This window comes from Algibacter miyuki (assembly GCF_030409805.1).
Classification (GTDB): domain Bacteria; phylum Bacteroidota; class Bacteroidia; order Flavobacteriales; family Flavobacteriaceae; genus Algibacter; species Algibacter miyuki.
The window spans coordinates 1-11050 of record NZ_JAUFQP010000012.1 but is presented as its reverse complement, the minus strand read 5'-3'; the positions used below and the strand labels follow the sequence as shown (position 1 = coordinate 11050).

Sequence of the window (11050 nt, the reverse complement as noted above, 5' to 3'; positions counted from 1 at the left end):
TCTTTAAATTTTTTGCACCATAAGCGTTTAAAGATGCAAAAATAACTAAAAGAGTTTTAAATTCTAGGATTGTAAGGGCCTAATCTTTGTTTATATTGTGTTTGAAAGAAGATAAAGTAGTTGTAAAGCTTGTAATTTACGTCGTATCCGTAATCGATATTGTTCTGGTAATCAATTTGTAACTCGTATAAATTGGGGTCGAATCGAAAGGGCTGTAGCACCCGTTGATTCCACTCAAGAACGTATTGGTAATTTCTGCTTTCTAAATATTGTTGCGAATAGAAACCTTCAGGTCTTGCTCGACTCGCTAACCAAAAGTTAAATCCAGGTTCGATAATAATAATTTCGTATTCTAATTCATCATTAGAAATGGTAACGGTATCGCTCAGTTTTACATTTTCTGAAACTTCGTTTTTTGTTGTGTTTTTTATGGGCTTACTGGTATTACAGCTCACCATAAATGCACAGACTAATAAAGTATATATAACTGTTTTCATAACTTTTATTTGTTTTAATAAATGTACATAGCTTTACTGAATTTACATATAAAGAATGCGTTAAGTGCTCTTTTGGCTGAGGGAACAGGGGAGAGACATTATTTTAAAGTTACAAAACTATTTATGAAATGTTTGAAATCGAGATGTTTTTAACAAAAAAAAAGAGTCAAATACGACATTTGACTCTTTATAATATATGTTATAATTCAGGAATTATTTTCCGAAAAGGCCACCTAAAAGACCGCCAATACCGCCTTCTTTGCTTGCTTTTCCTAGTACCATTCCAGCAACATCGTCAACAACGCTTCCGTCGCCATCGGCATCTAAAATAGATTCTAAGAAACTTTGTTCAGAATCAGCAGAGTTACCGCCAAGTAAACCACCAAGTAAATCGCCAACACCGTTAGAGGCGCTTACGTTTTGTTCTTTGGCTTGGTTACCTAAAACACCCATTAAAATTGGCGCTGCAACTTTTAATATGTTAGCAACAGAACTAGCATCTAAGCCAGATTTCTGACCAATAACTTGTTCTACACCGCTTTGTTTAGCACCCAACACATGACCTAATATTTTCTCACCATCATTTTTTTACGGCATCATCAACACCACCACTAAATAAACCGCCAAGGTTATCTAAAATGTTTCCGTTTTGTTTACTTTGTATGGCACCCATAAGTCCTGCTGCTCCTTCTGGAGTTGCTGCATTACGTTGCATCGCTTTCATTAAAACTGGTAAAGCCATTGTTAACACACTACCTGTTTTGTCTGTGTCGTTTCCGGTAGAACCAGCGACACCGCTAATGATTGATTTTCCTAAGTCGCTGTTTAATAAGTCTAAAATTCCTGACATGTTTATTTTGTTTTTTAAGTAATACCTATTTAGAAGAAAAAGGTATTTCGGGTTTGTAAATTTGATTTCAAGGTACAAAAAAAGTCCTTACTTCTAATATTAGGACACATAATTTACTGTTAGGTCACCTATAAAATAAAGAAACCCTCAAAACAAAAAGTTAAGAGGGTTTTTATAAAATTAAATTAAGACTAATTCTTATCCAAGAATAGAGATAATTTGAGATGCTAATTCTGTTCCAATTCTATCTTGCGCTTCGTTAGTTGCGGCACCAGTGTGTGGTGTTAAAGATAAAGCTGGGTTCATTAATAATTGCATTTCTGGTTTAGGTTCTTTTTCAAAAACATCTAAAGCAGCTCTTGATACTTTTCCGCTTTCAATAGCTTTAACAAGGGCAACCTCGTTAAGCACACCTCCACGAGCAGCATTTGCAATAATAACACCGTCTTTCATCATATTGAATTCTGCTTCATCAATAACATACTCTTTTTGAGCAGGTACGTGAAGTGTAATGAAATCGGCTTGTTTTAAAACATCTTCCTTAGAAATTGTTTTAATTTCAAATTTAACGGTTTGTCCATCAAAAAAGTCTAACTCTAAATTAGCAGTTTCTAAAAACGGGTCGAAAGCAATAACTTTCATTCCAGCTCCTAAAGCCACTTTAGCAGTAGCTTGACCAATACGACCAAAGCCTAAAACACCTAAAGTTTTTCCTTTTAACTCTGTTCCTTTAGCGTAAGCTTTCTTTAAACCTTTAAAGTTGTTATCACCTTCTAAAGGCATATCTCTGTTTGAGTTATGCAAATAACGTGACAATCCGTAAAGGTGACCAAATACTAATTCGGCAACCGAGTGCGAAGATGCAGCTGGTGTATTGATAACAGAAAGGCCTTTTTCACGAGCATATTCTACATCAATATTATCCATACCAACACCACCACGACCAATAATTTTTAGGTTAGGGCAAGCATCGATCAAGTCTTTACGTACTGTAGTTGCACTACGTACTAATAAAACAGCGATGTCTTTTTCGTTGATATAGTTAATTAATTGTTCTTGTGCTACGGTAGTTGTAATTACCTCGTAACCTGCTTTTTCTAAGGCATCAATTCCACTTTGAGAAACACCGTCGTTTGCTAATACTTTCATTTATCTAAGTTAAAAGTTAAAGTTGAAATATTAAAAGCTCATGGAGCTCGTAATATTTCAACTTAATATTAAATTTATTTTTTATCCGTTCGAGTAAGCTTATGAAAGCTGAGACTGAAAACGGAATGCTTATTTCTAAGCTTTAGTCTCCAATTCACTCATTACTTCAACAAGTACTTTTACGCTATCTAAAGGTAAAGCATTGTACATAGAAGCACGGTAACCACCAACACTACGGTGTCCGTTTACGGCGCTAATTCCAGCTTCTTTAAGCATGGTTTCAAACGTTTCTTTTAAGTTTTCATTTACTAAGTTGAAGGTTGCGTTCATTTTAGAACGATCTTCTTTAGCAGCAAAACCTTTAAATAATGGGTTTAAATCTATTTCAGAATACATTAAAGTGGCTTTCTTGTCATTCTCTTTTTCAATACCAGCAATACCGCCTAATCCTTTTAACCATTCTAAAGTTAACATAGAAGTGTAAACAGGGAAAACAGGAGGTGTATTAAACATACTACCTGCTTTTATGTGAGATTTATAATCCATGATAGAAGGAATATCGCGAGATACTTTTCCTAAAATGTCTTCTTTAACAACCACTAAAGTTGTTCCTGCAGGTCCCATATTTTTTTGAGCTCCAGCATATAATAAATCAAATTGTGAGAAATCTAGAGTACGAGAAAAAATATCGCTACTCATATCGCAAACCATAGGAATGTTTGTTTTCGGGAACGTTTTCATTTGTGTTCCGAAAATAGTATTGTTTGATGTGCAATGGAAATAATCATAATCCGAAGGGATATCAAATCCTTTTGGAATATAGTTGTAATTGGCTTCTGCTGAAGATGCTACTTCGTAAATATCATCTAATTTTCTTGCCTCTTTAATGGCTTTTGCACTCCAAGCACCTGTGTCTAAATAACCAGCTCTTTTTTCTAAAAGATTCATGGCTACCATTAAAAACTGCATGCTTGCTCCACCTTGAAGAAAAAGGGCTTTATAGCCTTTACCTTCTAAGCCTAGCAATTCTAAAGCTAACGACCTGGCGTTCTCCATAATATCTACAAACTCTTTACTTCTGTGAGATATTTCAATTAAAGATAAACCCGTGTTATTGTAATCAACTATAGCCTCGGAAGCTTTTAATAATACACTTTGAGGTAAAATACTTGGTCCTGCACTAAAGTTATGTTTTTTCATTTTAAATTTTAAAAATTGTAAGATACAAAGTTGCTAATTAATTGCTGAATTCGTGTTAAAAATTTAATAATTATTTCATCAAATCGCTAATAAAAATTCAACAGAATCGACACTATCCGCATAATCCCAAAGTTCTGGTTTTTGTGTGGCTCCAAATGCAATTTCATTTTCGGTGAATCCGTTGGCAACAATACACTGGATTTTATCGGCATCTTCCGTTAGTTTTTTATTTAAAGCTTCGGTAGAATCATAATACTCATAAAATAAGGTTGCAATAGGAGACGCAAAGCTTTTATCTTCCTTAATCATGAAAAAGCCATTTTCAAGCATATCAAATTCGCTCATTAAATAGACGGCTTTGTTGTAATCATAATTATTGGCATATTTTGCTTTGTCCATGATAGGATGCCAGTGATAAACACCTTCAAAAAGGGAGTCGAATTTATAGCCTTTCGGAACAAATATTTTAGAAACATTGCGGCAACCTAATCCATAATATCTAAAAATATCTTCTGATAGGTTTTTGAAGTCTTCCGGAGTTTCATTTCCTGTTAAAACAGCAACTGAATTTCTGTTGTTTCTTATAATAGAAGGTTTTCCTTTGAAATAAAATTCAAAATAGCGCGCTGTATTATTACTTCCTGTGGCAATAACGGCATCAAAATGCGTTAGTTTTTCTTCAGTAAATTCAATACAACCTTTAAAACCGGGTTCCACATACTCTAAATATTTTGCTAAATAGGGTAGTAGTTGCTTGTCGTTGCTCGATTGTTTAACTAATACGTGATGTCCGGAAATTAAAACCGCAAGAAAATCGTGAAAGCCTACCAATGGGATGTTTCCAGCCATAATAATTGCAACCTTTTTCTGGTTAACGGTTTCAAAATTATAAGGTTTTAACCAGATTTTTAAATTAGCTTGGGTTAAGGAGTTTGCCCAACCGCTAAGTGCGAAAGCTATATTTTCTTTAGTAAACCAACCGTTATGTTCTTCGGCAAGTTTTAATTGATGCTTAAAACCATCGAAAAACACATCGTTATGTTCAATATTATCTTTCTTTTGTATCACTTCGTTAGAAAATTGACTTAAAAATTCTCCTAATTTTACAAAAGCGTTAATTCTTTCTTGTAAATTCATTCTTAATTTGGTTATGAATAGTTTTGGCTTTATTTTTGCGACTACAAATTTAAGGAAACTGTAATAGAGTTCTTAAATTTTAAAAATAAAAATTACTATGGCAATTATAATAACAGACGAGTGTATAAATTGTGGGGCTTGCGAACCGGAATGTCCTAATACTGCAATATATGAAGGTGCCGACGATTGGCGCTATAAAGATGGTACCAGTTTAGATGGTACTGTTGTTTTAACCAACGGAAATGAGGTTGATGCTGATGAGGCTCAAGAGCCAATTAGCGATGAGCTATACTATATTGTACCAGATAAATGTACAGAATGTAAAGGTTTCCATGATGAACCACAATGTGCGGCAGTTTGCCCAGTAGATTGTTGTGTACCTGATGAAGATGTTGTTGAAACAGAAGAAGAACTTTTGGCTAAACAAAAATTTATGCATCCTGAAGGATAAAAAATAAATACATTATAAATATAAAAATCCTGAGCTTATGCTTAGGATTTTTTTTTGGATTGATATGGAATATAGGACTGAGTTTAGATATTTGAAAAATAAAGGCCCTGTCTAGTTGTTAATTCGTAAGGAATTCGATTGAGTTAATGTTTACTTCAATTGTGACATTAATTAATTGATAAAAGACAAAACGAAGCATGAAATACACGTATTTTTGGTGAGAAACATCCGAGGATTGGATAAAAACAGCTCTAATATGAAATTTAATGTAAAAAGTTCATTGTCTTATAATGTAAATGGTCCCACAACATTTATTTTTAATATTCACGCACTAAACACTTCTAGTCAAACCGTTTTAGAAGAAAGTTTGGTTATAGATCCTAACATTAATCACGAGGTTTTTACGGCTCATGATGGTAGGTCTAAATTTATGCGGCTTAAAATACAAGATCCTTGCGATTTCTCAATGTCGTACGCTGCAGTTGTTGATATGAATTATAAGGTAATAGATGAAAGTAACTCAGAAAGTTTTGCGCCTGTAGTAGAATTCGATAGTTATATTGCCTCTTTTCTTTATCCAAGTCGTTATTGCCAGTCTGATAAATTGATGAAATTTTCTTTTAATAAATTTGGGAATTATACCTCGGTTTATGATCGCGTTTTAGCAATAACCGAATGGATTTATAATAATATTGAATATACTAGTGGTAGTACAGACTCACAGACGTCTGCAATAGACACGATTACAGAACGTGTAGGTGTTTGTCGCGATTTTGCACATTTAGGGATTGCGCTTTGTCGCGCATTATCCATTCCTGCTAGATATTTTACGGGATATGCTTATCAATTAAATCCGCCCGATTTTCATGCCTGTTTTGAAGCTTATATTAATGGTGATTGGATTATATTCGATTCCACGAAATTAGTAGCTCTTAACGGCCTTGTAAAAATAGCAAATGGAAGAGATGCAGCAGATTCCGCAGTTGCCAGTATCTTCGGAAACGCAATAGGAACCGCAATTACTGTCGATTGCCAGGTTATGGATGATAATTTTCAACCATTTGTTTACAACGGCAATCAAAGAGGTATTTCTTTTCAATAAAAAAAGTATTTCATAAAAACATTAAAATACCTAAGTTTGCGCTTAGGTTTTTTTTATGTGAAATTTATTTGAAACACATCTGAATTTATTTTTTGATGATTTTTTTTGATTCATTTTAAACCTTTACAAGATTGTTTAGTCAAACCCAAAAAAATATAGTTATGACCAAAAAGTGGATGCGTATTATACATCGTTATTTAGGATTTTTCTTAATCGGAGTAATGATTGTTTATTCTGTAAGTGGTGTTATTTTAATATTCAGAAATACCGACTTTTTAAAAAGTGAAACCAAAGTAGAAAAAACAATAGCGCCTAATCTAAAAGGAGACGAATTGGGGCGTGCTTTAAAAATGAAGCGCTTTAGAGTAGAAAAAACCGAAGGCGATTTAATTTTATTTAGAAACGGACAATACAATAAAACCACAGGTTTAGCTAAATATACTAATAAGGAATTACCTTATGTATTAGATAGAATGACGCATTTACACAAAGCCACATCGGCAGAACCTTTATTTTGGTTAAATGTATTTTGTGGGGTATCGCTTTTCTTTTTTGCAATTTCATCCTTCTGGATGTTTATGCCTAAAACTAAAATATTTAAAAAAGGGATGTATTTCACCGCTTTTGGTGTGGTGTTAACTATAATTATGCTGTTTGTATAGCGGTGTTTTTAGTTCGAATTTATTGGTTGTGTAGAAGGTGATATAACATGTTATACATAGAAATTTAAGTCAGAAAACTTTCCTATTTTTGTTTAGATGAATACAGAAAAAGTATGTTTGTTTTTAAACGGCGAACAACCAAAATTTATTCCAAATTTGCAAGCCTATAAATTGATTTGTGCTACAGATGGTGCTTATCAGTTTTTAAAGGCAAATAACGTTGTTCCTGATTTTATTAGTGGCGATTTCGACTCTATTGAAAACATTCCGGATGGTGTTGAAGTGATTCATACACCAAACCAAGATTTTACCGATTTTGATAAAGTGTTGCAAATTCTATTTGAAAGAGCATTTAAGAACATTCACGTTTTTGGCGCAAGTGGGAAGGAGCAAGATCATTTTTTAGGCAATTTACATACGGCTTTACAATGGAAAGATAAGCTCGATTTAACTTTTTTTGATAATCACGGATATTATTTTTTAGCTGATAAAATTTCGGAAATTGAAAATTGTATGGGAAAAACCATATCTTTAATTCCGCTTCCTCAAGCTACAGGTATTGTTACAACAGGCTTACAGTACCCATTAAAAAATGAAAATTTATCTTTCGGTAGTCGAATTGGAACACGCAATAAAGCGTTAGAAAATAAAGTGTCAATCGCTTTTGAAACAGGACATCTATTCTTGTTTGTAAACGATTAAAAAAAAGTTTTTATTATAAATTAAAATATGAACGGTCAGAAAAATTTAGCAGAATTAATTAAAAACATGACACCAAAACTAAATGATGGTGTTTATGTTTTTGTTTCTCTAAAAGATGAAACCTTAGTAGATAGAAAAGATACTATTGCAGAATTTAAAGAAGCGGAAGGCATAACGGTAATTATTGAAAAAGAAAAAGCGGACCTTTTACAATTAGATTATAATTATGAAGCTAGTTGGATTACACTACAAATACATTCATCGTTAGAAGCTGTTGGGCTAACCGCAGTGTTTTCAACAGCATTAGCTAAGTATAACATCAGTTGTAATGTGGTTGCGGGTTATTATCACGATCATATTTTTGTAGATACAAAAGATGCACAAAAAGCAATACAGGCTTTAATCGAATTATCAAAAACGTATTAATACTCCATGTTTTAAAACATAAAAAAGCCGAGCTAAACAGCTCGGCTTTTTTATGTACTCTATCTATTTTGATTTCTTCTTATAATTTAAAGTTTAATCTAGCAAAGGCATAGGTGCCATCAGATCCCATTTGTACAGAATCGGCTAAACCACCTTGATCTGTCCATCCATCGAATTGTGGAGTCGGGTAGGTGTTAAATAAGTTATTAGCACCAATACTCAATTTTAGCTTTTCCGAAATTTGGTAACCTAAGCTTAAATCTACAATTAAAGCAGCTTTATAAATATCTGTAGCTACAGGGTAAAGGGCATCTGCTTCAGCTTGCGTTGTTGGAGGAGAATCTACCCATTGAAAATCCTGAAGTGTTACTTCGCTAAATTGAGTAAAAGCAACAGAAGCATTGAATTTCTTGTTAGTATATCCAAGGTTTAAACCAAATTTATAATCTGGAGCTGCAGCTTCTAGGTATGCCTGAGAAAATGGTCCGAAAAATGTAAACTCATTTAGAGCACCATTATGGATTTCTTTAATGGTTAAGTCATTTAAATTACCAATTAAATCTACTTGAATTTTACCTTCATCTCCTACGCTAGTTCCATAACCTAAAACAATATCTAAACCATTAGTTCTGGTATCTACACCATTTGCAAAAAATTGGGCGGCATCTACATTTAATGGTCCTAAAACAGTTTGATCTGTAAAGTTGTCGGTTAAAATAATACGATCATCAACCGAAATAGAGTATGCATCAATAGTTGCTGTAAAACCTCCTTTTTTATAAGTAAATCCAATACTAGCGTTAAAGGCTTTTTCCTCATTTAATTGTCCTATACCAAAAGCTTTGGTTACTGTACTATTATTAGCTGATAGTAAAGATGGTACTGAAGTTCCGGCAACAATATTGGTAAACTTTAGGTTGTAATACAATTGGGCTAAAGATGGTGCTCTAAAACCTGTAGAAATAGAACCTCTTAAAGTGAAGTTATCAGTAACTTTTAATCTACTCGCTAATTTTCCATTAAAGGTGCTTCCGAAGTCACTGTATTGTTCAAATCGTAAAGCTCCAGCAAGCATAAATGCTTCGGAAACATTAAGCTCGGTATCAAAATAAATACCATAATTTGTTCTGCTTCTGTCTACTTCGTTATCTGGACTATAACCAGGGAAACCTTGCGAACTTCCCGATAATACCTCGTCGTTAGAATCTGTTGCAACGGTTTGTAAAGCTGGGTTTGTAATTATCACGCCATTTTCATCATAAAGCCCGTAAGATGCTTCTTCACCTGCAAAAATGCCAAAGTTTTCCGTTCTATATTCAAAACCAAAAGCTAAACTTAATCCAGAAGCCACATCATCTAAATATTTATTAAAATCTAAACCTGTGGTGTTTTGAGATAAATAATGTCCGCCGGCATCAAAATCGGTAGGCGATAAGTCTTGCATAGACGCATTATTACTGTCCTTTATATAGTAGTGAAAAAAGTTTCTTCCGAAGGTATTATTGAAATCTACGTTCCAACCATTTTCCATTTCATGTCTTACACCAACCGAAACCGAAACATCGGTAATATTAGAGGTGATTCTAGGTGTAAAACCGTTAGGGTATAAGCTTGGTACCGATCTGTTATCGCCATTTGCAAAGCTATCTCTCGAAAAAGCGTAAGCATCGGTATCTCTGTAATTTCTACCACCAAAAGCATAAATTTCGGTATTATCATTAATAGGTAAAGCCGAGTTAATCATAAAGTTAAAACCATCAACACCTGCGCTACCGTATCCTTGACGCCAAGAAAATCCAGGTCTGAGTGTGTTTTGTCTCGATAAAAACTCTGTTGTAAAATTCATGTAACCACCAGCATCGTTTAAAGATACGCCGTAATTAGCATCAATTTTTACAGTTTCTCCATCCCAGCTCTTACTTTTTCCATCTAAACGATTCTTACCTTCAACATTACTTAAAGTTTCGCCTGTAGCTTCTTCCCAACCGTCACCAATAGCTTGGCTATAGCATGGGCACATTAACACCAAATGGTTTTTGTGTTGCTTTTTTACATTTCTGGATATGTTCGCGTAGCACTTCAGGATACATTGACCCTGCTCCTATTAAACCCAAAATACCTGAATTACTGGATGCGGAGGCTAAACGCCATCCGCTATTCCAGATCATTCCTGCTTGAATAATAGGATATTCAATTTTTAAAAAGTGTGGTAATTCTATTAGACATTATTGTTTTATCAATCGGAATGTATTTATTTCTTTTGGCGTTTCAACCTTCAAAATATAAACACCTTTAATAAGTGTTGTAGTATCTATGGGATTGCTCTTGTTAGAAATTACGTATGTACTGATACGTTTTCCTAAAATATTAAAAAGACTCAACGTTGCACCATCAATTTGCGCTGGTAATTGCACTTGAAATTGATTTTCGATAGGATTGGGATAGACCTGAATTTCTGAAATATTACTTACATTATCTGTCGCTAACGGATAGATTTTATTAAAAACCATTTCAAAATCTGGAATACCATGTCCCATCATAAAATCGGGAGTTTCATATGAGAACTTGATTCTCTAATATAATCCATAAGTTCTAGGTTAGTCAAATCTGGAAAAACTTGCCATAAACAAGCTACACCTCCTGCCAAAATAGGTGAACTAAATGACGTTCCGCTCGTTGTTCCAATAGCATCATTATCTTTAATAACATATACATTTGCGCCTTGCGCTACAAACATCAGGCTTAATAGTAGATTGATAACCGGTTCCTGCTGAACTAAACATGGCATAATCACCTTTATAATCAACTGCACCAATGGTAAGTGTATTTGGAGCATCGGCTGGTGCACCAATACTAGCCCCCCAAGCGTTTCCT

Annotated in this window: 13 protein-coding genes and 2 pseudogenes; 5 read left to right on the top strand and 10 right to left on the bottom strand. The window is 34.0% G+C overall.

What is annotated here, in order from left to right; translation table 11 throughout:
• Window positions 1–56: 56 nt before the first annotated feature.
• From QWY92_RS12200 to QWY92_RS12180, 5 genes and pseudogenes are all read right to left on the bottom strand, one after another.
• Window positions 57–497 carry a DUF6146 family protein gene (locus QWY92_RS12200; RefSeq protein ID WP_290271665.1) on the bottom strand — a complete coding sequence of 147 codons (441 nt, stop codon included), beginning with the start codon at window positions 495–497 and terminating at the stop codon, window positions 57–59.
• A 213-nt stretch (window positions 498–710) separates the two neighbouring features.
• Window positions 711–1347, bottom strand: a pseudogene (locus tag QWY92_RS12195) (DUF937 domain-containing protein).
• Between the two features lie 198 nt (window positions 1348–1545).
• Window positions 1546–2496 (bottom strand): D-2-hydroxyacid dehydrogenase, encoded by a 951-nt coding sequence (locus QWY92_RS12190; protein ID WP_290271663.1) that lies wholly within the window; start codon window positions 2494–2496, stop codon window positions 1546–1548.
• 135 nt (window positions 2497–2631) lie between these two features.
• Window positions 2632–3696, bottom strand: coding sequence for a 3-phosphoserine/phosphohydroxythreonine transaminase (gene serC, locus QWY92_RS12185; protein WP_290271662.1), 1065 nt, complete (start codon window positions 3694–3696; stop codon window positions 2632–2634).
• A 78-nt stretch (window positions 3697–3774) separates the two neighbouring features.
• Window positions 3775–4833: an acyl-CoA reductase gene (locus QWY92_RS12180; RefSeq protein ID WP_290271660.1), complete on the bottom strand. Its 1059-nt coding sequence runs from the start codon at window positions 4831–4833 to the stop codon at window positions 3775–3777.
• A 97-nt stretch (window positions 4834–4930) separates the two neighbouring features.
• On the opposite strand from QWY92_RS12180, the gene QWY92_RS12175 reads away from it, so the two are divergent.
• From QWY92_RS12175 to QWY92_RS12155, 5 genes are all read left to right on the top strand, one after another.
• The gene (locus QWY92_RS12175; protein WP_290271658.1) at window positions 4931–5284 is read left to right on the top strand and encodes a 4Fe-4S dicluster domain-containing protein; all 354 of its coding nucleotides are present in this window, start codon (window positions 4931–4933) and stop codon (window positions 5282–5284) included.
• A gap of 256 nt (window positions 5285–5540) precedes the next feature.
• Entirely contained in the window at window positions 5541–6386 is an 846-nt protein-coding gene (locus QWY92_RS12170; RefSeq protein ID WP_290271656.1) for a transglutaminase-like domain-containing protein, read from the top strand.
• Window positions 6387–6547: 161 nt separating this feature from the next.
• Entirely contained in the window at window positions 6548–7048 is a 501-nt protein-coding gene (locus QWY92_RS12165; protein WP_290271654.1) for a hypothetical protein, read from the top strand.
• A 96-nt stretch (window positions 7049–7144) separates the two neighbouring features.
• Window positions 7145–7750: a thiamine diphosphokinase gene (locus tag QWY92_RS12160; RefSeq protein ID WP_290271651.1), complete on the top strand. Its 606-nt coding sequence runs from the start codon at window positions 7145–7147 to the stop codon at window positions 7748–7750.
• Window positions 7751–7777: 27 nt separating this feature from the next.
• Complete coding sequence (locus QWY92_RS12155; RefSeq protein ID WP_290271648.1) at window positions 7778–8176, top strand: ACT domain-containing protein; 399 nt, start codon at window positions 7778–7780, stop codon at window positions 8174–8176.
• Window positions 8177–8255: 79 nt separating this feature from the next.
• On the opposite strand, the gene QWY92_RS12150 is transcribed toward QWY92_RS12155, so the two are convergent.
• The 5 genes and pseudogenes from QWY92_RS12150 to QWY92_RS20595 all read right to left on the bottom strand — a co-directional run bounded on the left by QWY92_RS12150 (window position 8256) and on the right by QWY92_RS20595 (window position 10992).
• A complete protein-coding gene (locus QWY92_RS12150) occupies window positions 8256–9920 on the bottom strand; it encodes a TonB-dependent receptor plug domain-containing protein (RefSeq protein ID WP_290271667.1) in 1665 nt (554 codons plus the stop codon).
• 262 nt (window positions 9921–10182) lie between these two features.
• Window positions 10183–10402: pseudogene (locus tag QWY92_RS12145) on the bottom strand (NAD(P)H-dependent flavin oxidoreductase); the annotation flags it as partial.
• Complete coding sequence (locus QWY92_RS12140) at window positions 10402–10716, bottom strand: T9SS type A sorting domain-containing protein (protein WP_290271646.1); 315 nt, start codon at window positions 10714–10716, stop codon at window positions 10402–10404. The pseudogene QWY92_RS12145 and the gene QWY92_RS12140, both read right to left, overlap by 1 nt.
• Window positions 10713–10913: a S8 family serine peptidase gene (locus QWY92_RS12135; RefSeq protein ID WP_290271644.1), complete on the bottom strand. Its 201-nt coding sequence runs from the start codon at window positions 10911–10913 to the stop codon at window positions 10713–10715. The genes QWY92_RS12140 and QWY92_RS12135 overlap by 4 nt, the downstream gene beginning before the upstream one ends.
• Window positions 10876–10992: a hypothetical protein gene (locus QWY92_RS20595; RefSeq protein WP_419761792.1), complete on the bottom strand. Its 117-nt coding sequence runs from the start codon at window positions 10990–10992 to the stop codon at window positions 10876–10878. Before QWY92_RS20595 ends, QWY92_RS12135 begins: the two co-directional genes overlap by 38 nt.
• Between the last annotated feature and the right edge of the window lie 58 nt (window positions 10993–11050).